This is a genomic window from Temperatibacter marinus, assembly GCF_031598375.1.
Lineage (GTDB): Bacteria > Pseudomonadota > Alphaproteobacteria > Sphingomonadales > Kordiimonadaceae > Temperatibacter > Temperatibacter marinus.
Genome location: NZ_CP123872.1, coordinates 2,486,587 through 2,512,232, shown reverse-complemented (window position 1 = coordinate 2,512,232; position 25,646 = coordinate 2,486,587). Strand labels below are relative to the sequence as shown.

General features: G+C 41.4%; 26 protein-coding genes. 5 read left to right on the top strand and 21 right to left on the bottom strand.

All coding sequences use genetic code 11. The features are described 5' to 3' along the window. Positions 1-85: 85 nt before the first annotated feature. The 3 genes from QGN29_RS11250 to QGN29_RS11240 form a co-directional block, all read right to left on the bottom strand. Positions 86-892 (bottom strand): sulfite exporter TauE/SafE family protein, encoded by an 807-nt coding sequence (locus QGN29_RS11250; protein ID WP_310797960.1) that lies wholly within the window; start codon positions 890-892, stop codon positions 86-88. Between the two features lie 140 nt (positions 893-1,032). After that, positions 1,033-1,644, bottom strand: coding sequence for a 30S ribosomal protein S4 (rpsD, locus tag QGN29_RS11245; protein ID WP_310797959.1), 612 nt, complete (start codon positions 1,642-1,644; stop codon positions 1,033-1,035). Between the two features lie 199 nt (positions 1,645-1,843). Further along, positions 1,844-4,270, bottom strand: coding sequence for a S8 family peptidase (locus QGN29_RS11240; protein ID WP_310797958.1), 2,427 nt, complete (start codon positions 4,268-4,270; stop codon positions 1,844-1,846). Between the two features lie 213 nt (positions 4,271-4,483). On the opposite strand from QGN29_RS11240, the gene QGN29_RS11235 reads away from it, so the two are divergent. Beyond that, entirely contained in the window at positions 4,484-5,176 is a 693-nt protein-coding gene (locus QGN29_RS11235) for a hypothetical protein (RefSeq protein WP_310797957.1), read from the top strand. Between the two features lie 16 nt (positions 5,177-5,192). On the opposite strand, the gene QGN29_RS11230 is transcribed toward QGN29_RS11235, so the two are convergent. Genes QGN29_RS11230 through QGN29_RS11220 form a run of 3 tightly spaced genes read right to left on the bottom strand, consistent with a single transcriptional unit; the run spans position 5,193 to position 7,381 of the window. Next, on the bottom strand, positions 5,193-5,786 hold the full coding sequence (locus tag QGN29_RS11230; protein ID WP_310797956.1) for a 1-acyl-sn-glycerol-3-phosphate acyltransferase: 594 nt from the start codon (positions 5,784-5,786) through the stop codon (positions 5,193-5,195). A 17-nt stretch (positions 5,787-5,803) separates the two neighbouring features. Further along, positions 5,804-6,805: a DUF2336 domain-containing protein gene (locus QGN29_RS11225; protein WP_310797955.1), complete on the bottom strand. Its 1,002-nt coding sequence runs from the start codon at positions 6,803-6,805 to the stop codon at positions 5,804-5,806. Between the two features lie 54 nt (positions 6,806-6,859). Continuing rightward, complete coding sequence (locus tag QGN29_RS11220) at positions 6,860-7,381, bottom strand: gamma carbonic anhydrase family protein (protein ID WP_310797954.1); 522 nt, start codon at positions 7,379-7,381, stop codon at positions 6,860-6,862. Positions 7,382-7,469: 88 nt separating this feature from the next. Here QGN29_RS11220 and mnmC2 point away from each other — a divergent pair, with 88 nt between their 5' ends. After that, on the top strand, positions 7,470-9,398 hold the full coding sequence (mnmC2, locus tag QGN29_RS11215) for a tRNA (5-methylaminomethyl-2-thiouridine)(34)-methyltransferase MnmC2 (protein ID WP_310797953.1): 1,929 nt from the start codon (positions 7,470-7,472) through the stop codon (positions 9,396-9,398). Here mnmC2 and QGN29_RS11210 read toward each other — a convergent pair. The 6 genes from QGN29_RS11210 to QGN29_RS11185 form a co-directional block, all read right to left on the bottom strand. After that, positions 9,392-10,006 carry a hypothetical protein gene (locus QGN29_RS11210; RefSeq protein ID WP_310797952.1) on the bottom strand — a complete coding sequence of 205 codons (615 nt, stop codon included), beginning with the start codon at positions 10,004-10,006 and terminating at the stop codon, positions 9,392-9,394. The two genes, mnmC2 and QGN29_RS11210, sit on opposite strands and share 7 nt — an antisense overlap. A gap of 2 nt (positions 10,007-10,008) precedes the next feature. Next, positions 10,009-10,491 (bottom strand): RNA polymerase sigma factor, encoded by a 483-nt coding sequence (locus tag QGN29_RS11205; protein ID WP_310797951.1) that lies wholly within the window; start codon positions 10,489-10,491, stop codon positions 10,009-10,011. An 8-nt stretch (positions 10,492-10,499) separates the two neighbouring features. Then, positions 10,500-11,693, bottom strand: a complete 1,194-nt coding sequence (locus QGN29_RS11200) for an ABC transporter permease (protein WP_310797950.1) — start codon at positions 11,691-11,693, stop codon at positions 10,500-10,502. An 11-nt stretch (positions 11,694-11,704) separates the two neighbouring features. Then, a complete protein-coding gene (locus QGN29_RS11195; RefSeq protein ID WP_310797949.1) occupies positions 11,705-12,433 on the bottom strand; it encodes an ABC transporter ATP-binding protein in 729 nt (242 codons plus the stop codon). A 12-nt stretch (positions 12,434-12,445) separates the two neighbouring features. Continuing rightward, positions 12,446-13,921 (bottom strand): alpha/beta hydrolase, encoded by a 1,476-nt coding sequence (locus QGN29_RS11190; protein WP_310797948.1) that lies wholly within the window; start codon positions 13,919-13,921, stop codon positions 12,446-12,448. Positions 13,922-14,020: 99 nt separating this feature from the next. Beyond that, on the bottom strand, positions 14,021-14,320 hold the full coding sequence (locus QGN29_RS11185) for an ArsR/SmtB family transcription factor (RefSeq protein WP_310797947.1): 300 nt from the start codon (positions 14,318-14,320) through the stop codon (positions 14,021-14,023). 64 nt (positions 14,321-14,384) lie between these two features. On the opposite strand from QGN29_RS11185, the gene QGN29_RS11180 reads away from it, so the two are divergent. The 3 genes from QGN29_RS11180 to QGN29_RS11170 are packed head-to-tail and all read left to right on the top strand — an operon-like array spanning position 14,385 to position 16,092. Further along, positions 14,385-15,257, top strand: coding sequence for an MBL fold metallo-hydrolase (locus QGN29_RS11180; RefSeq protein ID WP_310797946.1), 873 nt, complete (start codon positions 14,385-14,387; stop codon positions 15,255-15,257). Further along, complete coding sequence (locus QGN29_RS11175; RefSeq protein ID WP_310797945.1) at positions 15,254-15,670, top strand: YeeE/YedE family protein; 417 nt, start codon at positions 15,254-15,256, stop codon at positions 15,668-15,670. Before QGN29_RS11180 ends, QGN29_RS11175 begins: the two co-directional genes overlap by 4 nt. A gap of 11 nt (positions 15,671-15,681) precedes the next feature. After that, the gene (locus tag QGN29_RS11170) at positions 15,682-16,092 is read left to right on the top strand and encodes a DUF6691 family protein (protein WP_310797944.1); all 411 of its coding nucleotides are present in this window, start codon (positions 15,682-15,684) and stop codon (positions 16,090-16,092) included. On the opposite strand, the gene QGN29_RS11165 is transcribed toward QGN29_RS11170, so the two are convergent. From QGN29_RS11165 to QGN29_RS11125, 9 genes are all read right to left on the bottom strand, one after another. Continuing rightward, positions 16,093-17,016, bottom strand: a complete 924-nt coding sequence (locus QGN29_RS11165) for an ATP-binding protein (protein WP_310797943.1) — start codon at positions 17,014-17,016, stop codon at positions 16,093-16,095. A gap of 4 nt (positions 17,017-17,020) precedes the next feature. Continuing rightward, complete coding sequence (locus QGN29_RS11160; RefSeq protein ID WP_310797942.1) at positions 17,021-18,214, bottom strand: SpoIIE family protein phosphatase; 1,194 nt, start codon at positions 18,212-18,214, stop codon at positions 17,021-17,023. A 9-nt stretch (positions 18,215-18,223) separates the two neighbouring features. After that, complete coding sequence (locus tag QGN29_RS11155) at positions 18,224-18,520, bottom strand: STAS domain-containing protein (protein ID WP_310797941.1); 297 nt, start codon at positions 18,518-18,520, stop codon at positions 18,224-18,226. A gap of 21 nt (positions 18,521-18,541) precedes the next feature. Then, complete coding sequence (locus QGN29_RS11150) at positions 18,542-19,657, bottom strand: methyl-accepting chemotaxis protein (protein WP_310797940.1); 1,116 nt, start codon at positions 19,655-19,657, stop codon at positions 18,542-18,544. A gap of 5 nt (positions 19,658-19,662) precedes the next feature. Continuing rightward, positions 19,663-20,712, bottom strand: a complete 1,050-nt coding sequence (locus QGN29_RS11145) for a protein-glutamate methylesterase/protein-glutamine glutaminase (protein WP_310797939.1) — start codon at positions 20,710-20,712, stop codon at positions 19,663-19,665. Between the two features lie 8 nt (positions 20,713-20,720). After that, complete coding sequence (locus tag QGN29_RS11140) at positions 20,721-21,338, bottom strand: hypothetical protein (RefSeq protein WP_310797938.1); 618 nt, start codon at positions 21,336-21,338, stop codon at positions 20,721-20,723. After that, positions 21,335-22,243 (bottom strand): CheR family methyltransferase, encoded by a 909-nt coding sequence (locus tag QGN29_RS11135; RefSeq protein WP_310797937.1) that lies wholly within the window; start codon positions 22,241-22,243, stop codon positions 21,335-21,337. Before QGN29_RS11135 ends, QGN29_RS11140 begins: the two co-directional genes overlap by 4 nt. Before the next feature lie 66 nt (positions 22,244-22,309). Further along, positions 22,310-25,021: a methyl-accepting chemotaxis protein gene (locus tag QGN29_RS11130; protein ID WP_310797936.1), complete on the bottom strand. Its 2,712-nt coding sequence runs from the start codon at positions 25,019-25,021 to the stop codon at positions 22,310-22,312. A 61-nt stretch (positions 25,022-25,082) separates the two neighbouring features. Further along, positions 25,083-25,625: a chemotaxis protein CheW gene (locus QGN29_RS11125; RefSeq protein ID WP_310797935.1), complete on the bottom strand. Its 543-nt coding sequence runs from the start codon at positions 25,623-25,625 to the stop codon at positions 25,083-25,085. Between the last annotated feature and the right edge of the window lie 21 nt (positions 25,626-25,646).

Below are 25,646 nucleotides of genomic sequence, written 5' to 3'. Positions count from 1 at the left end.
TAGTAGAGGGTTCATTAAGATGCAAGGGTATTATGGATGAATATCCTTAGCCGTAGGGCCAATTTTATTATAATCAGAGTCCTGTTTATACGGCTAAAATCAACCGAGTGACAGCCACGATTATGAATAAACCAAAGACTATACTCAGGGCCCTTTTTGATAATTTGTGTGCTACTTTAGCACCAAGTGGGGCTAGAATAACGGCGGCTGAAGCAATTATAATAAGACTGGGCATATGAAGAAATCCAAGAGTGCCTTGTGGTAATCCCGGCACAGAGAAACCACTCACCACATAGCCTAGCCCACCACCAACAGAGATCACTAGCCCGGCGAGAGCAGCCGTCCCTACAGCTTTTTGAATGGGGACAGAATATAGGGTCATATAGGGCACAGAGAAACTCCCTCCTCCAATACCCATGACAGCAGAGAGAAAACCAATCATAAAGGGGGGCAGTAATCGCGGTCGCCTTGTAGGGAGGGCGTCGCCCAGTTTAATATGATCAAGTGGGAGCAACATCTTAAGAGCAAGGCTAAAACCAAGGCCTGCAAAAATATAGACAAGCATTGCTGTCTTTAAGGTCGTAGCAAAATGTGCTCCCAAAATTGCACCGATGGCGAGCATCCACCACCAATCTTTGATCACTTTCCAATCAACACTCTCTTTCTTATGATGTGCTATGACACTTGAGATATTCGTGGCCACGATAATGCCGAGAGACGTTGCAATGGCGATATGCATCACCCATTCTTGAGGAAAACCCAGCTGATTATAGATAATAAATTGAACAGGAATTGTTACGATGCCGCCCCCAATGCCTAGGAGCCCTGCCAAAAATCCCGAAACAACACCAGCACCAGCTAGCATCAAAATTAAATCTATTTCAGGTATCACAGGCGCCTCTCACATTGTCTTATTGCTTTAATAAAGGCGATAACCACTGATAAAGTCAATCTCTTAAAGGGTAGATCACAATGAAAAAGGCTGTCCCAAAGGAACAGCCTTTCCAAAATGTATAGCGTCTAAACTCGTGATTAACGAGAGTAGAATTCCACCACTAGATTTGGTTCCATTACAACTGGGTAAGGTACTTCGTCAAGTGTTGGGACACGGACAAATGTCGCTTTGTTACCACTCAGAGCAATATACTCTGGAATGTCACGCTCAGCTGTATCACGTGCTGCAATTACCATTGGAATGCCAGTAGACTTCTCACGAATTTCTACAACATCACCAGCTTGGATTTGACGAGAAGGAATGTTACATTTCTTACCGTTTACCAAAACATGGCCGTGGTTTACAAATTGACGCGCAGCAAAAACTGTTGGGACAAACTTAGAACGATAAACAATTGCATCGAGACGACACTCAAGAATACCAATTAAGTTTTCACCTGTATCGCCTTTACGACGAACAGCTTCCTTATAATAACGAAGGAATTGTTTTTCCAAAATGTTACCATAGTAGCCTTTAAGCTTCTGTTTTGCACGAAGCTGAATACCGAAGTCAGAAAGTTTCCCTTTACGACGCTGACCGTGTTGGCCTGGGCCATAGTCGCGTGTGTTCACAGGAGACTTAGAACGGCCCCAGATATTTTCGCCCATACGGCGGTCAATTTTATATTTCGCTTGAATACGCTTTGTCATTGAATCGCTCCTTAAAACTTGCGCCACAGACGGGTGCTGACATTAAATCGCTGCACTATAGTGTCTGTGCGGTACAGGATCATAAACTGTCCTGACCATTCATTAATTTTTACACTGTCTCATAACAGATAGCGCGGTTATAAGGAAAACCCTGCGCCTGTCAACTATAAAAGCACTAAAATGCTTAATAATTTAGCTCTTAAAACCTATATTTTATCGTTACAGCGCTCAAGAGATCCTTGAGGCCTTCTCGATGTCCTGCATCTACACGATAAGCCATAGCTAAACCAAACTGAAAATCAAGCAGGGAGAGCTGGTAAGTAATTTCTGAGGATACTTCCCTTCCTGTAGGACTTAAATCTAAATTCACCCGGCTATAGAGCACAGAGTCACTCACAGCCCAGTCCACTCCCTGTCCGTAGGTTACATCAACCATGGCCTTTTCAACCCTGAGCGGTTGATAAAGTGAGAGTTTTAACGTGTCTTTGGAATGAATAAAATCACTTTTCGCCAATGACATTTTCCAGCTTGATAGGGTTACATCTTTAAAATCACTAAAGAGAGATTGATTAAGTCCCTTGATCTGACTTAGGCCCAAAGTAAGAGCCCCCTGAAAGGCCAAGGTCTGTCCTAAAGCCTGATGATATCTTAATCTACCGTAGACAGTTTCTGACCCTTCTCCGAAAGCAAAGGCACCAACAGATTGGCCACCGAGAACACTGCCTAGTTCATTTACAACGCCAATATCAACTGCATATCTAAACTTTTTACGGCGATATCCATAGGAAAAGACTGCTGAATGAATGGCTGAATTGATTGCTGATAGCCCTGAAAGGGGGCTCAGGGCATGCCCAGACTGAGAGACAGAATTTGTCTCTCGTATTGAGCCTGCTGCTATGCCAACCTGAATAAATGAATGATCAGATATCTGTTTTTTAACAAGAGCATAGACATCTTTGCTAAAGTTAAATGCACCATTATCTTTTCGAATTAATTCACGTCCTATATAGCTTTCCGAATTGGAAACATCCCCTTCCCGATCCAGAACTGTCGATAGACTGCTCCCGAAGCCCATTCGGTAAGAAACACCAGGTCCTAAAATTGGCAATGAGTCTGCACTGAATTCAAAAACAGTGGATACTTCTTGAACCCTATTCTTTTGTTGCTCTCCGAAATAGCCGCTTCGGTCCATATAGGCATCAAGAGATTGATCAAAATTATAGCTAAAATTCAGATAACCAAGCGGTGTTTTAAGATTGTCTGTATGCCAACCTTCTCCTTGTGTAAGATAAGACATTAAATGAGGCGTAGAGAGGCTTCTATAAATACCTCCTGCTAAATCCATTTGAAAATCACGATTATACTTATCAAAAACAGTGACACTTGAAAGCGCTGACGCAAGTGCAAGGCCGTCTCCAAATGATCCTGGAAGTTGAATGACACTATTTCGTGCTGAAAAACCAGACGGCGACGATATAGAAGCAATTTTTGCAGTCCCTTGAGCAGACACAGCATTTTGCACATTAAGTAAACCATGACCGTAAATCGAGTCCACACCTGCTTCACCGAGGTCTGTTGCTGTATCGAATAAGATCTGACGAATTTCAGCAGCTGTCAGTGTTGGCCATCTCTGCCAAAGTAAAGCAGCGGCACCAGAGACAAGCGGTGCAGAGAATGAGGTTCCCCTTAATTCGTATAAACCGGGACCCTCAGTCTCTGTATCCCAGTATGATACAATGCGCACGCCAGGTGCTACCATAAAATGGTTTTGACTGTCACCCGTACCTGCTCGATCTGAAAAGTCGGTGATAATGTTATTCTCGTCAACGGCCCCGACCATGATGAAAGCACCAGGACCATCCAGCAAATCATTTTCCCTTAGGGTATTCAATGTATCTAAATTAGACAAGGAAGGCTCAGGGTCGCTGTTATTGCCAGCTGATGTTACCAATAGGCCGCCATCTAGGACCACAAAAGCATCAACTTCATTCCGAAATCGTTCTGAAACGACTGGGGGATTCGTTATAAAGTCGTCTTCATCGTAGCCAAGCGACTTGTTTACGACCTTAGCACCTTGCTCGACAGCATAACGATAAGGGTTGGCTGTATATGTGGTAACCCCATTTGCTGTTGAAGTTTCCAAATTTACACCAGAGAAAAAGTCCACAGCTATGACTTCTGCATCAAAAGCCAAACCGTGCACACCTTGATCATCCTTCACTCCCGCTGCAACCATGGCAACAGAATGACCGTGGGGTGTTGTTGAAGCTTCATCCCCAATTTGAGCTTCGTAAATATCAACCCATTGTTGTTGGCGCCCCACACTTGAGTTTGCATAGTTAATATCATCACTCTCTAAAAGAAAGTTAAAGTCCACAACTCCAATTTTTACGCCTTTACCCGTGTATCCGCTTGCGTATGCTTCTGCTGCATTAACAGCGTCTAAGGCCCAATTAGTATTATATTCAGCAGTCCGGTAATCGTCCGCAGAGACTGTGGGGAGCGTCGGGATAACAGGTTGCGGCAATGGAGTGGTCGTACTGCCTCCGCCGCCACTTCCACCGCAAGCCGATAATAAAGTTAAAGCCGCTACGCTGAATAATAAATGAAATTTATGATGCTTCATTCCATACTCCCCTACAAATATAAGTATAGACTAAGACTATAAAGCTGAACGAAAGTTGAATGGAAATCCAATTTGTCTCTAGATTGCGATAAGTTTATTTAAAATTTTAGATAAAACTATGGAAATACTTTGATTTAGGATATTGAAAAACTGTCTATAGAGCTTTTCTATGGATTTAATAGATGAACGGCCTGTATAAATATGGAACACGCTATGGATGAATCACTCGCATTTTCGCTCTCGCTAGACTTAATGTTTAATGGTCAAGATTTAGACTACTGTGAGCGTCCCATTGTCTTGGACCAGATTGATACTATTACCACGGGCATGCAGCTTCCTGAAAATGCCAAGATTGGAGTTATTGGACCCGGTGGTGGACGCCTTGTTAAAGGTCTACTTGAGCGCGGTTATGAAGTAGAAGCATTCGAAGGCCGTGCTGAATGTTTCGACCATATGTACAATACTCTGGGCACTCACCCTCGACTAAAGCTTGATTCTGACAAACATTTAACAGACCCCATACGTATTGAGAGGCTAAGTTTTGATGCACTCATCTGTTTAGATGATCTTCGATCTTTTAGAGAACAACAAGAATGGACAAGCCGCATCCAGATGATGGTGAAATCTAAAGGCTATTTTCTCTATTCTCAAGTTTCTAATAAGCTTCCTAAACAGAAGAATAATTTGCCTGATCATTTCGATTTGATTGAAAATGTAAATGTCACCAAACAAACATCGGAACAGATAAGAAAAGCTTATTTTAATTTGAATGAATGGCAGCCCGCCGATGATGCGATTAGCCTTGCAAAAAAGACCTTAGACATTGTTGAGCAAAGTCATAAATTAAGGCGAAGTATACGTGATGGTGTTACAATCCGGTATCTTGTATGGCGGAAGAAACAATAGGCACCAAACGTCTAACCTATTGATTTGTTGGCTTAACACCTGTTTTATCAGCGTAGAAGGCTTGTATTTCGGCCAGATCCTTGTCCAAATCCCCAGTAGGGATGAATGTTTTCTGACTCATGCCGACCATTTTTGTCTTGGAATCTAAGTAGGCAAAACCAATAGGTACATTCGCTTGTAATGCAATACGGTAAAATCCAGTTTTAAATCTCTTAACCTTTGACCGCGTCCCCTCAGGAGCAATTCCTAAGATTAATTCATCATGTTGATCAAAAAGATCAACAGCAGTATCAATAATTGCATTGGCCTTGATGGATTGTCTTTCAACGGGGAATCCACCAAGATAATAAAATAATCTGCCTATCAGAGGGATGTTAAAAAGACTATCCTTACCTAAATATCTAATGCGCAAGCCAAGGGTAAAAACAAAAGCCATAAAAATAGGAAAATCCCAATTGCTTGTATGAGGTGCAGCGATGATAACGATCTTTTTCGCTGGGACTCCATTAAAGTCTATTTTCCAACCAGACATTTTAATATACGTCTGACCAATCATTTTCATGACTGCAGACCAAAATCGGTTATCAAATATGAGCGTACGCTGAGACATAAAAAGCGTAAAAATCCTTATCGAACATTCACTTGACGTTCAAAAGCAACACTTAATACGCCGCTAATGTTTGCGGGAATTTTAGCTTCATTCATAAGACGATTCAAGGCTTGTTTTCCACCAACATTCAGGGCTTGATCCACAACTTCATATTTTCTATCAGCCATGACAGCTAAAGCAGAAGTAAACAGTCGGATATGACTACTCTGGAGATAGCCAAGAAGTCGGTCTGCAGAAAGCTGCCCTACGGAATGTAATTGCTCCATATAATTATGAATTTCTCTCACCGGAGATATGTTTAAGGTAGAAATAAAGACAGTACGATTGGCCATTGTCGTCAAATAAGATGAATAATCTTCTGATAGATTAAACCTTTGCATCAAATATTCTGAATATTGACGAGACAATTTGAAAATTAAATTTTCGACCACATCGATTGATAAATCGGCCCGCTGGGCTAACCTATCTAAAAGAGGAATATCTTCAGTAAATCGATCAATAACACGTTTTGCAGATCGCTTAGAGACATCGGCTGTCTCGTTATCCATTAAATTCTCAACGGCATCCCGACCAGCAACATCACAGATTGCAAAACTGACTTGTTCTGACAAACCATCTCTTTTGGCAATGGCCTCTTGAACAGCTTCCCCGAAATCATGAACCATCTGTTCTAAAAAACCGTCATCAATTGCATCAGAGGCAACAAGAAAAGGCATTGCAATTTGGTCGATATCAGAGACTATGCTGTCAATTAAATCCTTTGGAAGGTACTGACACTGACGCAGTTCAAGGGAAAGCGCCTCTCTGACAGCAATAGAAGCATCTTCAATGAGAAGTCTTGCCATCTCAACAGCTGCTTCTTTCTCATCGGTGTCAACACTATCGTGTTTACTCTGTTCACGTTGAATAATACGACCAACCTTGCGGGCAATCTCAATGCGCGCGATGCGATCAACGTGTTTTAACTCATCAACTTGTATCAAACTGTTTACCATAATCATTGAGGTTAGGAGGTTCATTAATAAGAACTAATAATTAGTGTATTGATATAGAGGTTTCAATGAAAATCAAACTCAAACTTTCTTTAAACCCTTTTTAAAGCGATCTGCATTAGCAACGTAAACTTTTGATGACATTTCAAGCAATAATCTATCGTGTTCTGAGACCTCTCTTGCAGCTTTTGCAGGAGATCCAAGAATCAGGGTACCATCAGGAAATTCTTTACCCTCTGTTATGAGAGCATTGGCCCCAACAATACAATTATTTCCGATTTTTGCTCCATTAAGAATGGTGGCCCCCATCCCAATCAAACTATTATCTCCAATTTCGCAGCCATGAAGCATAACCATATGACCTACCGTAACATTTTTACCAATGGTAATCGGCTTTCCTGGGTCTGTATGTAGAATAGATCCATCTTGAATATTGCTGTTTTCGCCAATCGTAATTGGATCATTATCACCGCGTATTACAGCGTTAAACCAGATGCTAGAGTTTTTCTCTAAATGCACGTTTCCTATGACAGAAGCAGTCTCTGCTATCCATACGGTTTCATCCTTTAAGACTGGTTGAATACCATCCAATTCAAATATCATTGTTCACTCCACAAATTAATTACCCTAATCTAACTATTCATGCACATTTAATAAAGACAAAAGTCGGCTAAATTTGTATGACTGATGCATGACCTCAAAGAAGACAAATAAGATTACGATTAGTGACCTAGAATGGAAAGATGGGACCCCTGTATCGCCTGTCTTTGATGATGTCTACTTTTCTAAAGGATCTGGTATCGCAGAAACCAATCATGTTTTTATTAACGGCATTGATCTCCCTGAAGCTCTTGCAGCTCAATCGAGCCGTTCGGCATGTTATGTCATTGGCGAAACTGGTTTCGGAACAGGGTTAAATTTCCTTCAAACTTGGAAAACATATCGTGAGCTCGATCCAAAAGGCCGACTCATGTTCATATCTTTTGAGAAATACCCTCTAGACAAAGAGGCCTTAGAAGAAGCACATTCCCACCTTCCAGACTTAGCTTCTTATTCAAATCAACTGCGAGATCAATATCCAGTTGCTAAAAGCGGATATCATGTCTGCAGCTTTGATGACGGTAAAGTAACTTTGCTGTTAATCTACGGCGATATCACTCTAATGCTTCCAACTGTTCAAGCAAAAGTGGATGCATGGTATTTAGACGGCTTTGCTCCAGCTAAAAATCCTGACATGTGGTCTGATGAGGTCTTCGCCCAGTTAGGGCGACTATCAAAGGTGGGGGCAAAGTTAGCTACTTTTACAGCAGCAGGTTTTGTTCGGCGCGGTCTTCAGTCCGTTGGATTTGATATGAGAAAAGCACCAGGATATGGACGCAAGCGAGAAAGGTTGCTTGGAACTTTTTCACCTGAAAGGGGCGACGCAACTGCCGCCCATCATTCATGGCCGACGCCCATGAAAGCTCAAGAACGATCTGTCGCTATTATAGGGGCTGGCTTTGCAGGTGCCTTTACCGCCTATGCACTCAGACAAAGGGGTATTGCCGTAACAGTCTTTCAAGGGGAGACAACCCATACAGCCTCTCAAGTGCCCGCTGCTATTCTTGCACCCCGGTTCATGTTAGAAGAAACAGCTCTCTCAGACTTCTTATTATCAAGTTATCTTACAAGCAGTCAGCACCCTGCTCTAAGAATGGCACGTATTGGGAATTCAAGTATCCAACAATACCCCATTAAGGAGAATGAATTAGAGCGCTTTAAAAGACTAGTTGCACATTTGGATTTACCGCCCACTCTTATTCAAATCAAAGGAGGCAAACTTCTATTGCCATCAAGCAGTTGCTATAACACTCAAAAACTCCTGAATTTCCTTTTGGATGATATAGACGTTATTCCTGCCACTATTACAGACTATAAATTTAAGGAAGACACTAATAGATGGTCCTTACAGTCTTCATCCGGGGACGTTCCTAACGACTTTTCCGACCTCCTCCTTGCAACCGGCTATGAAACAAGTCGGTTTCATAAGCTATCTCCGATGAGACTTAGGCCGAACCGCGGCCAACTCGTTACCCTTGAAGACACAGATAAAATCATCCCTAAAGGAACACATAGTTTTGGTGGCTATTTAAGTGACAGAGATCCAGAGTTTCCAAATAAAAGAATTGCTGGCTCCTCCTTTAACCGGGCGCCTAATCTTGATACTTGGCAAGCCGTCAATACAGAGGATTCGTTAGGTATCATCCAAAAGCTTAATCAAGCCCTTGATATCAACATTGGAGAAAGCCTAATCACAGACACATTTGTTGGTATGCGGTGCACAACAATTGATCAGTTACCCAGCGTGGGGAAAGTGCCAAATTTCAAACAGTGGGAACAGGCTTTACGTCCCTTAAGTCAAGATAAAACCTTCCCCCCTAGTGAAACACTAGAATATCAAAAAGGTCTATATATCTTGTCAGGATTAGGGTCAAAGGGGCTACAGTATGCACCGCTTTGTGCTGCTTATCTTGCTGCCCTGATTACGAGTGAACCTTGCCCAGTTCCAAAAGAAATTACGAGCTTACTTTGCCCCGGCCGTTTTCTGAAACGAGACATTATTCGACGTGATAGTCAGTAAGTATTATCTTCAATTGCTTTAATTAACATACTGTATTCATTAATTTTTATATATTGCTTTCGCTTCACTCGTTCGGCCCATACAGCTAAGGGTAAAAGGCTAAGATATAGGCCTCCATAAACATAAATAGCAAAGAGTACATCCTCATGAGACCACGATTGTTTCATGTCAGCAAGCCCCCATAAAGCAAGAAAAGTAATCAAAGTCATAGGAATAACCATCCAGAAATTGAAATTTATATAGTGAATGAGGCGCTGAGCACGTTTCATTTCCAAGGCGATCAAATCAACAGATGATACATCAGAAAAAGAGAGTAACCCACGCCGCGTGCTGATGGCATACCAGAGATAGACGAGACAAAAAATCTGACCAACAGCAAATAACAAGAGGAAGGGCACGGTCGTAGAAATCGTTAATACGAATCCGAGGACCCCCATAGCTATCAGGGAAGAAATGATATCAAACATAAAAAGAAGTCTCAGCCTAAAGACTGTTTTACGGGCTCTTGATACGAACTCTGCAACATCTTGTTCGACACCCTTCTGTCCTGTATCTGCCTGCCATAGATCTTTCAAGCCATTTAAGTCGGGCATATTTTCACTGTTCATAGTTATTCCTTACCCATCAACTGGATTAGTTGGCCTTTTGCGCGTGTAAAGCGCACCCCAACATTATTTTCGCTAATGCCAATACTTTCCCCGATCTCCCTATAACTGAGACCTTCTAAGGCAAGAATGATCACTTGGCGCAGCTTTATAGGAAGGCCTCTTACAGCAGCTTGCAAAGCGTCACTCTTTTGTTGTTGCTCGATCCTATCATCTGCACGGATTCGATCATCTTCGACTTCTACGGTGTCATATGTTTGCATTTTTTGGCTTACCTGTTTTCTTACATGAGTGAGACAGGTATTTTGTGCTACTCTGGCGATGAAGGCTTTTTTAGTGCCTTCACCGCGATATTTTGGCAGGGAGATGAGGAGCGCGATAACAATCTCTTGTAGAAGATCTTGTCGAAGACTATCGTCTCTTTCATATGAGCTGGCAATTCTACCAATCATCTTAGAATGTGATTCAATTTCGGCTTCAACACTCATCTATTATTTTACTCGCCCGCAAGCAATCTCTCATTTTCAAGCCTTCTCGAAGCAAAGACAAAAAGAATAAGAGAAAGAACAAAAGTTATCAGAGCTCCGATACTCCAGAATGAGAGAAGCCATTCACCGTCTTGAAGAAGATGAAAAAGAACTTCTAAATCCATGAATATCGGTAAATGTGCTAGCATCCCTTCAGCTTCATTCCCCGTCAGAGAGCGCATCATTCCGAGCAAAGCAGGAAAGAATGACAGCATCGTTATATATGTTTGCGCTTCCTTAAAGCTTTTTGCAAAGAAAGAAACCAACATCTGTGTGATCGACACAAATGCCACCAGTGGGATCATCGCAGTAATAATTCGCATAACATTATATACTGATAAATCAAGGCTAACCCCGAGCGCACCGAGAGGAGAATTTGTAAGGATAATGGCTCCTAAAACTACAGTGATGATTGTGCCAATAAGTCCAAAGGCCGTTGCCACTGCCCATTTTCCAGCCATCAACGTTTGAGAATCAACCGGCTGAGCTAAGAGCACTTGTAAACTTTGTCGTTCTCTTTCCCCTGCCGTTACATCAATAGCAATAGCCATAGAAGCAAAGAAAGGGGCAAGAATAAAGTAAAGCAACATGAGCTCGATGATCATTTTACCCTGTACACCACTAGAGGATAAATCCCCTACTTCCATACGAATTGGCGCAAGGATAGAGGGAGCTACACCGCGAGACATAACTCGGACGGAAGCGATTTGACTAGAATATGCACCAACAACGGCTTGAACATTTCTCAAGCCAATCATATTTTCTTTATTACCCATATGAGTGAAAATATGAAGCTTGGCAGGTTTAAATTCTGCCAGGGACTTTTGATATGTAGGCTTAATAACAAGTAAAATGCTATTTTTCACATTCAAGTCATCCATAATGGAGGCTGGCGTTTTCTCCATGTCTTTTGTATAGGCAATTGCTTGAATATTAGGGCCTCTATTTTTTAAATATTGAACAAGCCCTGGTGCATTCTCTGCTCCGGCCACAAACAGAGTTATATCCTTTTGTTCGTCCTGAATATCAGCCATAAAATGGATGAAGAACCCTAAAAAGAGAGGGCCAAATACAGCATAGGCAAGACCTGCCATAACTGTACGTCTATCCCGGATCATATCTTTCCATTCTTTTTGGAAAACGGCTGTAAATTGATACCACATAGTTCTTCTCCTTACGCCGCTTTGTCCATGCCTGTGACTTTCACAAAAGCATCTTCAAGGTTTGAACATCCACTGTTGGCGACAAGTTCTGTTTCTGCACCTTCAGCACAAACAATCCCATCTGCGATCATCACAATATGATCGGAAAGAGCAGAAACTTCGGCCATCACATGTGATGAAAAGAGAATACAACAACCAGCCTCTTTTAATTGATGCATAAGCCCTCTGAGAAGACGAATACTCATAACATCTAAGCCACGCGTTGGTTCATCCAAGATTAAATTCTTCGGTTGATGAACAAGTGCTCGTGCTAGCGCTACTTTCATTCTTTGACCCTGAGAAAACCCCTCGGCTTTCCTGTCTAGAATATCCTGCATTTGTAAAAGTTCTGTAACATGATCAATGGCTGTGTGCATTTTCGTCCCGCTCATGCCATGTAGTTTTGCAAAATATTCTAGATGCTCGCGTGTCGTGAGCCGTACATAAAGTCCAAAACTATCAGGGAATATCCCCATGACTTGTTGTGCTTTTTGGCTTTCTAAATTGCAGTCAAGCCGGTCAACAAAAGCACGACCTTGATCAAGTTTTAACAAGCCTGAGATGGCACGAAGTGTAGTTGTCTTTCCTGATCCATTTGCGCCAAGCAATGTTGTAATGGCACCATCTTCGGCTTTAAAAGAAACATCTTTTATGGCTTGTACATCCCCAAAGGATTTTGCCAAATTTTTAACTTCTATCATGATTGGCCTCGCTTATTCTTTTGTTTGTTTTTTTGTTGTACCAGAAAAGGCAGTAAAGGCTGGCGCAGCTTTATAGTCGCGCAAACATCCACTATCCAATTCTCGAGGTTTTAAGTCATTCACAAATTCAGCCATTAATGAAGGCATACACCCTATATGACTTGTATTATGCCCTGTTCCCTTAACAATAATATGGCGTGCGTTTGATAACCCTTTCATGAGAATATCACCTAGTGTGGGCGGGGTGACTGGGTCTAAATCGCCTGACAATACCAACGTTGGTATGTCAGTTTTCAGCGGGTTTTTGAAGGGCTGATGGAATGGCTTTGCTTGCCAATTCTTACAGGCTGTCGACCAATAGGTATAATAACTATCTTCAGCGAATGTTCCGGCACTATGCTGTTTGACACTTTCAGCCGTTACAGTGGGCACCTCCTCAGAACAAAGGATCGAGAGAGTGCTGCCCAAATACATAGAGTCAGAGACACCCGTTCCGTTTAATAAGGCCGCTAGCAAACCATTAAAATCCCCGTCAACAGCATTTTTAATCATCACAGGCAAATATTGAGTTGTTTCAGCCGCATATAAATTTGAACGAATAGCTTCTACCATCATATCTCGTGACAGGCTAAATTCAATTGGTTCCGCCGTTACAGGGTCTGGACCTTTAAATAGTACCTCTCCTTTTTTTGCACGATCGAGAAGTATTTGAATATCCTCTCTAAGGCTCGGAAAGCTCATATTACACTCTTTCTCAGCCTGACATTTTTCAATCAACTTATTAATGGCACGTTCTGCACTGAAAGGAGCTGTATAAAACAAGCTTTGGTCTGGCGGCAGTACCCCATCTAAAATCATACTTCTTACTTTGTCTGGGTAGGTTAAAGCATAATAAGCGCTCAGTCGTGTCCCAAAGGAGCCACCCCAGAAATTCAACGCCTCAAATCCAAACTCTTTTCTGACAAATTCAGTATCATGAACCACTGAAAGACTGTCAAAATGACGAACATCATTTGGCTGTTCTTCAAAGCATTTCTTTATAAATTCTTCGGTGGCACCTTCTTCAGGTAAATAGCCTTCCATACGACATCGCATTGGAGAAGACTTCCCCGTCCCCCGTTGATCCATGAGAATGATGGGGCGTTCTTCATTAATTTTATGAAACGCGAGTTTTACAAGATTACCATACTCGCCTGCTGCTTGTCCTGGACCTCCAGCATAAATGAAGAAGGGATCTTGTTTGGTTAAAGACCCTGTTGGCTTTAGAATAGTGACATGCAAATCAATCTGAACCCCAGATGGTTCTTGATAATCTAGGGGCACCTGAAAAGTATAACAGGTAGCCTTTTTCTTGATGCCAGAGATATAACAATCTTCAGCCTTCTTTGCCAGTTCAGATGATTGATCAGGCATTTGCTGAGCAAAAATCGACGTCGAGGCTAAGATAGAAGCCCCTATGGTTTTTAAATATGTCGTAACTCGGGTCATTGGTGTCCTCTTTAGATATGTCTTTTTATTAGCGTTACATCTCTTCAGTAGGCCAAAAACTAAAAACCTTACAAAAAAATATAATTAAATTGAAAAAGGCTATTCAGGGCAATAAGCCTCATAGAGAGTTTGTACGAGGGCTGCCACCTTCTCATCCTTCAATGCATAAAAGACGGCCTGCCCTACTTTCCGTGTTTTTACGATATCTGCTTCTCTAAGCTTAGAAAGGTGTTGCGAGACTGTGGCTTGTCTCAGCTGAAGATCTTCCACGAGATGCGACACAGATTTTTCCTCTTCAACGATCGAACAAACAAGAACAAGACGATCAGGATGAGAGAGCAATTTTATGATTGCTGCTGCCTTACCTGCCGCATGTTTCATTTGATCTGATCTTGACATTTTCATAGTTTCTTTTATATATTCAAAAAAGTGAATATACAATCCCTTATGGAAATTATTAGTCATGCAAGATATAAAAATCGAGATATTTTTTGATCCAATGACCTATACAGCATCCTATATTGTCTACGATAACAAGACAAGAGATGCAGTGATCATAGACAGTGTTTTGAATTTAGATTTAACCTCTGGATCTATTACGACAGATTCTGCCGATGAGCTAAGAAGCTATGTGCATAAGAATAAACTTAAAATACATTATATCTTGGAAACACATGTTCATGCTGATCATTTATCAGCCGCTGCCTATCTAAAGCACCATTATCATGCCAAAACAGGCATTGGCGCTGCTATAGTTGATGTTCAATCAATATTTGGAAAGCTATATAATATCAAAGACATAAAGGGTGATGGTTCAGACTTTGATGTATTGCTTAAGGATAACGACTGTCTAAAGGCTGGGAGTATGGATATCCGATGCCTTGCGACGCCAGGACATACACCAGCTTGTATGACTTATGTTATCCAAGGAAATGCATTTGTAGGGGATACTCTCTTCATGCCTGATTTTGGGTCTGCACGTTGTGATTTCCCAGGTGGCTGTGCGGAAACGTTATATGAATCTATTCAGAAAATTCTCACCCTTGGTAATAAAGTCAATATCTATGTCGGACATGACTATGCTCCCAACGGTCGAGAGTATGAATTTGTTGCTTCTATAGCAGACCATTTAGAAAATAATATTCATATTAATCAGTGTATTAGTAGGGAAAAATTCATAAAGATGCGCACAGAAAGAGACTCTGAATTGAGCCCGCCGCGACTGTTGCTTCCATCCCTTCAAGTCAATATCAAAGCAGGCCAGTTGCCTACTCCTGAAGAGAATGAAACTCGCTATCTGAAAATACCACTGATCGTAAAGGAAATAGACAAATGACAATAGATTTAGTGAATTTCACGCCCATTACTGCTATTGGAGGTGGAATATTGATCGGATGTGCTGCCATCTTATTAATGGCTGGGAATAAAGCTATTATGGGAGTTAGTGGTATAGCTCGATCGGCGCTATTAGATGGGGATAAAAAATGGCGGTTATGTTTTCTTACTGGCATCGTAAGTGCGGCTGCACTCGCCTCCAACCTGATGACGACTCCGCCTCTCGTTGAAGTCACAACTCACAAAGGATATTTACTGACAGCTGGGCTACTCGTTGGCCTAGGCACCTCCCTTGGAAATGGCTGCACAAGTGGACACGGCGTTTGTGGTCTCTCGCGTTTTTCAAAGCGTTCCTTTGTTGCTGTCTGTCTCTTCATGGCTACAGCAATGCTGACAACTTACCTTCTAAAATAAAGGATGGTATCATGAGTAAATTAGGTACAGCGATACTGAGTGGTCTTATCTTTGGCTTTGGACTGTTACTGTCAGGAATGGCAAACCCACAGAAAGTAATTAATTTTCTTGATATTACAGGTCAATGGGATCCATCTCTTGCTTTTGTAATGATCGGCGCAATCCTTACGACTGTTCCAGGCTATTTTCTTCTAAAAAAATTCCACATGATTGAAAAAATGCATCTCTCGCCAGCACAGCTCCCCATTAACAAAAGTTTGATTATCGGTGCTTGTCTCTTTGGTATAGGATGGGCTTTGGTCGGACTTTGTCCCGGTCCAGCCTTCACCCTAGTTTATACAGCACCCGAAGAAGCACTGTACTTTTTACTACCGATGGCTATTGGCTTAATTGCAGGCAGGAAATTAAAAAGGCACCTGTGATCAATAGAGAAAAGTGGCCTCAACTTCGTTACCTTTTCCAAGGTAATTCAATGAGTTAAAGCACGCTTTTGCCATGCTTATGCCCCGGCCATGCTTGGCCATTTTTTGGTTTTGTTGTTCCAATATTTTCTCATCAAGATATGTAGAATAATCAAAGCCATTACCGGGATCAATGAACCGTAACTTAATATATTCGCGAGACTTTAAATAATGTATTTCAACAAATTTTTGGCGATTATTATCTAACTTCGAGAGCCGCTCAATTTCAGTAGCGAGCGTTCCGCTCTCAATGAGATCATTCTTCTCATTATGTGTAATTCCAAGCATGCCATGTTCTACGCCGTTGATCGCTAATTCTGTTATCCCAATAGCAAGTAAAGTGGGCTCTTTGGAGGAAATAGAGAGGAGAGACGCAAGCTGCTGTGCTTCCTCATGGGTTCGTATGCGGAAGTTTCCTTCCTCTAAATTTTGTATAGCTGTAATTCTTGACTGCAGATTAGGCTGCAGTTGTGTCAGGCTTTGATAGCGAGACGTCTGTAGATCAATTTCTTGACGAAGAAGTGTGTAAAATTTCTCATCTTGATACTCATTAGGAGAAATTAACACTGAATTTGCGCCCATCTTAACAAAGTCCTGCTCAAATCGAAGATTTGTTTCATTTAGAACAAGAATGATCGGAATGTTAATATATACAGGCAAACTAGGTAAAGCCGACAACAAATCATATATTTTTTCTTTAGCTATCGGATCAAAGACCAGAACTGATTGATAACCATCTGAGTGACTAAGTTCTTGCCAAAAGGCCTCAAGCGTAGATACGGAGGTTACGATTGATTGTTCCAGTTGCGTGCAGATCCTTTTTGACAGCTCACTGCCATCGTGAACGGCTAGGATTTTATTGAGATGTATTGATCTTTCTGCCATACCCTTACCCCGTATAAATGCCGACGGCAGTTAAATCATCTGGCAAATTTCCTGGCACCCGTTTCTGGAAATCCGCGATAAAGATATCAATTACATTTTTATCATTAGCCTGACTGTGACAGTCAAGAATTACGCGCTCCAGACCCGCGTCACCAAGAAATTCTCCATTATCATCAGGCGCTTCGATAAAGACATCCGAATAGGCGAAGATTAAATCGCCTGGCTTAAGAGATGCCGTTAAATTTTCATAACTAGCGGATGAAATAATACCAATCGGATACCCTGAACTATCAAGACGTTGTGAGGCTCCATCCTGAGAAATAATGAAAGGATTAGGAGCACCCGCACCGGCAAAGGTGACTTGCCCTTCTTTAGGGTCTACGACAGCATAAAACATCGTGGCGAAGCTCCCTGTGGGAAAATCGCTAACCATTTTAGAGTTTAACTCTGTTAAGAATGCAGCAGGATCCTCTTTCAGATCTTCCATGATAGCCATGGCAGAATGGGCCCTAAATGTATTCAAGGCAGAACCGACACCGTGACCAGATACATCAAGCACAAAAAAGCCGAACTTGCCTTTTTCAAGAGGCCATATCCCCCACAAATCACCCCCTAATTCTGACGAAGACTGATAGACAGCTTCAATGTCTACATGACAGCTTTCTGATAGCGTATCTAAATAGGCTCTCGATGGGAGTATGTCTTGCTGCATCTCACGCGCAATCTCTAGTTCCATTCTAACCCGATCATGGAATGATGTAAGGTTAGAAATAAGAAATTTATTCTCAAGATGCATGCGCACCCGAGCTAAAAGCTCAGGCTGATTAATTGGCTTTGAAACAAAGTCTGTTCCCCCAACATTGAACACTTCAGTGCGTTCTTTGGGACTCTCTGCTGCGGATTGCACTAAAATAGGTAATCCTGAATAGTCAGGATTCGCTCTAACATGGCGACAGACATCATAGCCAGACATTTTAGGCATGTTCAAATCAAGGATAACCAAATCAGGACATTTTTTCTCAATAGCTTCAACAGCCTCTAGTCCATCACTTGCATAAGATAAATTATTATATCCGGCATTGGTTAAAGATTGGCCAATCATCTTCTGCATCAATAACATATCATCAACAATTAATATTGATGCAGAATAAACGTCGCCTAAAAGCTCTGAGAGCGTATGATCACTAGAAACAGACATAGATACCTTTTAAGCTAAGAGATCTGAAAGTTTCGTTAATTTTAACATAGTTTCTACATGGCCAGATGCGCCAGTAACAGAAAGTTTCCAGTTTTCTGTATCAGATTGCTCTTTTGCAATCAGAAACATACCAAGGCCTGCAGAATCAACCATTTCCACATTACTTATATCTAAGAGGCAGCTTTTTACAGACGCGTCAGAGATATCTTTAAGCATTTGCCGAAACCTTACATTTTGAGAAAATGTAATATTTCCTTTAATTGCAACCGTTGCGTTGCCACCGTTATCGTTAATTGAATATTCCATGGTTATACCCCTTCCATCAAATTAAAATAATTCAATATCGTCTTCATCATCAAGATCTAAACTAGATAAATCACTGCGATTAGCATTTTGACCACTATGACCTATCGCCTCACCGGAATCTATAGCAAACTTTTCTGAAAGTCGGCTTTTCACTTCCCCTAAAGTCGTTTTCTCGTACAAGAGTTCGTAAAAATCTTCATTAATGTCACTTATAATCTGAGAATCAGAGACTGTTCGACTTTGAATAGCCTGCTCAATCATCTCCTGATACTCATGAATAACTTTCAAACTCGAATCAAATTCCGCAAGAAGTTGACTAACTCTGTCTTGGAATTGGAATTTTTGAACCATCACAGAAATATCGCCTGAAATTTTCTCTGATACAGACCTGGATTGATCCAAAGTATTCTCTAGCATTTGGTTTTTATCGGTTAAGCCTTGCATCATTTCTTCGATACTATCTTTAGCCTTCAAGGTATCAGACATATCTAGGTTTGCGAGGGTTTGAAGTTTATGATGGCTATTAGAAATCCCGTCGGAAACAGTATTCACCTTAGACCGAAGATCTTCTGCCACATGATTAATATTCTTTGAAAGCTCTCTAACCTCGTCAGCAACGACACCAAAGCCCTTCCCTGCTTCTCCTGCTCGAGCTGATTCAATTTTTGCATTCAAAGCCAAAAGATTCGTTTGCTTGTTGATCGCTTCAATACTGGTGATCTGTGTTACAACATTTTCCATATTGCCCACAGTATCATCCAAAGAGAATGCTAATTCAACGGCTGTCTGGGATATTTCCAGTGTCGCTGAGACACTTTCCGTGAAGACAGTATTAAAAAAATCTACCATCTCAGATAAGGATATTTTCCGATCAGACAATTGAATGATTGCCAGTTCATCGCGCAATTTTTTAATGATCGTACTCTGCTCGTTGGTCATATTGATCAGCGAATAAAAATGTGCCTGCAAACCACTGGTCTCTTTTTCGAGGAGTGAATTAATATTTTCAGATTCATCTATAAGAAAACGGAAAGTATTTTGTTCAGCTTTCGACAAGCCAGTCCACAGTGAAAGTAACCTTTCCATATCTGCTGATGCGATGGCCTCTGGCATGCTTATTTTATCAGTCTCAGACATAAAGCCTACCTTTGTTCTGGCCAGCACAAAGCTTTAAGCTCTGTGTGGATTTTCTGTAAAGGCAATACGTCTTCAACAGCACCAATCTCAGAAGCAGCTTTTGGCATGCCGTAAACAACACTTGTTGCTTCATCTTGACCAATTGTCTTAGACCCTCTTTCACGCATGGAGAGCAAGCCTTGCGCACCGTCCTTCCCCATACCCGTTAAAATAATGCCTATTGCCTTGCATAAGCTTAGATTAGCGATGGAGTTAAAGAGCACATCCACTGAAGGTTTGTGACCTGAGACAGTTTCCCCATCAGAGAGCTTGGTTTTCATTATGGCCCCTGAGCGGATGACTTCTAAATGTTGATCACCCGGCGCAATGTAGACATAGCCAGTTTGAAGCGTTTCGTTATCCTCTGCTTCTTTTACCGTTACTTTTGAATGCTCATTCAATCTTTTAGCCAAACTCTCTATATAACCTGGAGGCATATGTTGTGTAATGACCACAGGCGGAGAATATTTTGAAAGATATGGAATAATCTCTTTAATTGCTACGACGCCGCCAGTGGACGAGCCTATGGCAATAAGATCAAACTCAGTGGAGGTTTGCTTAATGCCATCTTCTGGCTTGTCTAGGAAAGCATCCCTATTGATTGGGCTGACTTTACCTGTCGCCGCAGCGCGGACTTTGGAAACTATATCATCCGAAATAATATCGAACTTTTCCTTCAAACCATGGGTGGGTTTTCCAACAACCTCAAACACACCAAGTTCCATGGCCTTCATCGTAGACGCTGTACCCTTTTGAGTTAGGGATGAAATCATAACCACAGGCATTGGGCGTAAAGTCATTATCTTCTCTAGAAATGACAATCCGTCCATCCCCGGCATCTCAATATCGAGAGTGAGCACATCAGGGTTGAATTTTTTAATTTTTTCCCGCGCATCTTTTGCATGAATGGCTGTCCCTACAACCTCCATATCCGCTTCAGCAGATAGTATGGCTGTTAAGATCGACCTGATTAGGGCGCTATCGTCGCAAATCAATATTTTTATTGTCTCTGTCATTCTATGCCTTAATCAAACAGTTCAACTGTACCAGCTTTACTTGCTGTATCTTTAATTTTTCCTGCAAATTTCGTTTCATCTTTAAAGACGACATCATCTTGTTTTCTACGTAAAATCAATCTTTCAACCTTACCAGAAATGGGCGAATATTGAATACGCCGAGCATGAGTTCCCACTAAATCCTGTGCCGCAATAGATAAGCCCTCGTTTTTAAGGTAATCCAAAACGAATTCAGCATTTTTATGCCCAACTTGATTGGCTGCACCCATTACGCTGGCTCCGCCAAAGACCTTAATCTCAAGACGGTTTCTAGGGCAGCCGGTTTTTAAAATCTCATTGATCAGCACTTCCATTGCAAAATGTCCGTATCGCATGGCTGATCCTGCAGAGGATGTATTGATATCGCCCGGCAACATGAAATGGTTCATACCACCAATGCCTGTTTCGGGGTCCCTGATACAAGCTGCGACGCACGACCCCAAAACTGTTACGATAGCTTCAACGGGATCAGCCGTCACATAATGCTCTCCAGGAAGGACTTTGACCATCATAAAGCCAGTTCTAGGGTCAAAATACCGCTTCTTTTCTGGGAGTAAAGCAGCATTCCCTTTACGTTGACTACTCATGATAATTGTCTTCTAAAAGCAGCAAGTTGGGAGGTACGATTGACTTCTTCCCCCGTCTTAAATTTTTGAAAAATTGATTTTCCAATAGCCTTCACATCAACTTCTTGCCCAACTAAAGATTCTGCGTGACCCAGATAAATATACCCATCTTCAAGCAGCTGATCCTTATATCTATTCACGAGCGTGTTTCGTGTCGGTTTATCAAAATAAATCATGACATTCCTGCAAAATATAACATCAAAATTCTTTGTCATTGGCCATTTATGCAATAAATTCAAATACTTAAAATGAACAAACTTTTTAACTTCTTCAACAATGTGAGAATATTTATCGTCTTTACTATCTTGTGCAAAATACTTTTGATATTCTAAAGGCAGCGTTTCTTTATGTTTGGTCTGATAACAAGCTTCCTTCCCAGTGTTAATCATATTCGTATCAATATCCGTCGCTAATATTTTTACAAGTTTATGATATTTCTTTGGTAAGTGACGGTATATGACCATCGCAGCAGAATATGCCTCCATGCCAGAAGAGCACCCCGCTGACCAAATCAGAAAGGGACTAATATTTCCTTTATCCGCGCGTGCTATAATCTGAGGAATGACCACTTTTTGTAAATGATCATAATGATGACTTTCCCTAAAAAACCGAGTCAAATTGGTTGTAACAGCATTGACTAAGTGGCCAAGTTCATCTTGTTGCTTCGGACCTTTAAGAAGTGTGATATAGGCCGAAAACGACTTTAAATTTAACTGCCTTAATCTTTTTGAAAGTCTGGAATATAGCATTTCTCTTTTGTTATCTTTAAGAGCAATACCTGTAAGGTCATAAACCACATCCCGTAGTTCATTAAATTCCTTCTCAGAAAACTCTATAGATTGCCAAAAGTTAGCAGATTTACTCATATAAATAGCTTTCAATACAGTGATCAGCCCCCAAAGGACTGATCAATGCTTAGCTCGAAATTAATCTTAAAACTCAGCCCAGTCATCTTCAGAACTGTCTACATCAGCCATGGAAGACGCTGCACTACTCTGGGCATTAGAGGAAGCTGAAGACCGAGATTTAGTCCTACTGCCTGACTGCTGCCCTTCTCCAACTTTAAAGAAGGAGACCATATCGCGCATTTCTTCAGACTGGTCCGTCATTGCTTGAGCAGACGCGGCAGTTTCTTCAACAAGAGCAGAATTTTGTTGTGTTGCTTCATCCATCTCAGAAACTGCTTTATTAATTTCTTCAATACCAGAGGACTGTTCAGCATTTGCATTCGCGATATCTGCAAGAAGTCCTGTAACTTGTCCAATAGAAGTAACAATTTCGTTCAATTGTCCTCCAGCTTCATTCACTAGGCTCACACCGTCTTTAACTTGAGACGTACTATCCGCGATAAGTGCCTTAATATCTTTCGCAGCTTCTGCGGAACGCTGTGCAAGAGCTCTTACCTCAGAGGCCACCACTGCAAAGCCTTTTCCTGCATCCCCTGCTCTGGCAGCTTCAACCGCCGCATTCAAGGCAAGAAGGTTTGTCTGGAAAGCAATCTCATCAATGACAACGATAATATCAGAAATCTTCTGCGAACTATCTTCAATACGATCCATTGCATCAACAGCTGAATTGACAACTTCACCACCTTTTTCAGCAACAGTCCGTGCGCTTTTACCAAGGTTGTTGGCTTCTTGAGCATTTTCAGCATTTGTCTTAACCGCTGTCGCCATTTCTTCCATTGCGGCTGCCGTTTCCTCTAGGCTAGAGGCCTGTTCCTCTGTACGCTGAGAAAGGTCAGCACTGCCAGAAGCAATTTCTGTAGAAGCATTGCTGACTTCATTGGCTGTTAGAATTACTCTAGAGAGGGTTTCCGCTAATTTCTCTGAAGAGGCATTTGCAGCCTGTTTTAATTCATCAAACAGACCAAGATATTCATTGGTAATCCTATAATTAAGATCCCCACTCGACATCGCATTCATCATCACTGAGAAATCGTTCAAGCCGTTCGAGGTTGTTTCAGCAAACATGTTTATACCATTTGCAACATTGAGGAAGAATCCATCCAAACCGTCTGTTTCAAGTCTCTTTGAGAAGTCCCCAGAGACAGAAGCATTCACAACAGTCTTGATTTCTTCTTCAATAGCAAACTCATCCGTCATATCAGACCATTCTACGGAGGTACCGATACGGTCTCCTTGATAATCAAAGATTGGAATAGCAATCAGATTAAAGGTCCGCCCTCCAACAACAATGGTTGTATCAAATGTATCTGTCAGTTTTGCTAATAGTTTGCGCTGGTGATCAGGATTTTTATGGAAGACATCAATATTCGCGCCCATGAGATTATCTGTATCAAAATCCTTTAACTCTGTTTTTAAATCAGCTTCAGCATTTTTCATCATCGAAATCATAGTTTCATTCATATAAACGATATCATAATTCAGGTCAGCAAGCATAATATTCGCTTTAGCACCCTTCGTTGCTTGCATAATTCTGAAGTTAAAGTCCGCTTCTTGACGAGATTTTGTAATATCAGTCGCAAATTTAACAACTTTAAGAGCATTGCCTGAGGCATCAAAAATAGGGTTATAGGAAGCCTCAATCCATACTTCCTTACCGCCTTTACCTAAACGGCGATACTGGCCAGCAAAAAACTCGCCGCGGTTCAATTTAGCCCAGAATTCTTTATATTCATGGCCGGCAGCATATTCAGGATCCGCAAACATACTGTGATGTTTTCCTTGAATTTCTTCCAGAGTATATCCCATAGCACCACAAAAGTTTTCATTAGCCGTTATGATGGAACCGTCTAAGTTAAACTCAATTACGGCCTGTGCACGACTGATGGCAGTTAAAATGCTTTCTGACAAAGCAGAATCTTCTTTTATTTTGTCTTCCAAATTTTTACTTTGAATGGCATTTTCACGAAAGACATGAACGGTTTCAATCATATCACCGATTTCATCAGCACTCTGAACTTCAGGGATTTCCACACTGGTTTCGCCCTTTGCAAGCACAAGCATTGAATCCGTAACCTCTTTAACAGGTCGTGCAATAGCTCTATAAAGTGTAAACACCATAAACATTGCAATTAGAACTGAAATGACGGACCCAATAATTGTATTGTTACTGGTATCTGTGAAGGCTTGATGCATTTCAGTAGACCGGGCAACAAGTAACTCCCGCTCAATACGCGCTGCTTCATCAATCTTAGCGCGCGTGGCATCCATGCTGGTCTTCCCTGCCCCGCTGGCTTCAAGTGCACGCGCCTGTGCCCATGTTGCAGGATTGCTCATCAAACTAATTTCACGTTTTGCAATCTCATTTATCCAGGTTTTTGCAAGCTTGTTGATATCATCCAGGCGTTTTTGTTGACCAGGGTTATCAGAGGTAAGTCGCTTTACTGTTTTAAAATGCTTGTCGAACGCAACAAGACCTGCATTGTAGGGCTCAAGGAAGTTAGTATCATTATCTGAAACAAGATAGCCACGCACCCCTGTTTCCATATTGATCATCGCTTTGGTCAATCCGTTTAATTCGCCAAGAACATTATAGGTATGTTCAGTCCAATTAGTCCTGTCTTCAATATAAGAAAGCCTGTTTAACGTTAGTCCACTGACAACAAGCAGAATTATAATCAAGACCCCAAAGGCAGATGCTAATTTTGCAGATATTTTCAAGTTTTTCAAAAAGTTCATTTTTTTTCTCCAAGACTTACGTCTTTTCCCTTTTTTCTTTCTTAAAGCCTGATGTGGACTTTTATTCTTCTATGGCTGCTTCGACGATTGTCTCAAGGTCGAATAATTTTTCGATTTCCAAAAGCGCCACCATTCGCTCTTGGACCGTCATTAGTCCTGATATAAATTTCTGTTCAGACTTTTTATCAAGCGTCGGTGCGGGCAATATTTCATTTGTGTTGACCGTGATAATATCCGAGACGGCATCAACAAGGATGCCCATGATCCTATCTTCCACTTGTAAGATGATCATTACATGCAAGGCAGTACATTCTGTTAAGCCTTGTCCAAAACGACAGCGAAGATCAAAGATAGGAACAATGATACCCCTAAGATTTAAGACACCCCTGACAAATTCAGGCGTATTAGGCAAATCTGTTACTTCTGCCCACCCTTTGATTTCTCTGACTGCCATAATATCTACACAGTATTCAGAATCTCCGACTTTGAATGATACAAACTGGACAATATCTCCCCCATCTGCATCAACGGAGGAATTATCGTCTTGAATGACCCCTATTTTTCTAGGATCAAAGTCTGAAGAGATGGATGATGTTTCTACCATAAGCTTTCTTCCCAATTCCCT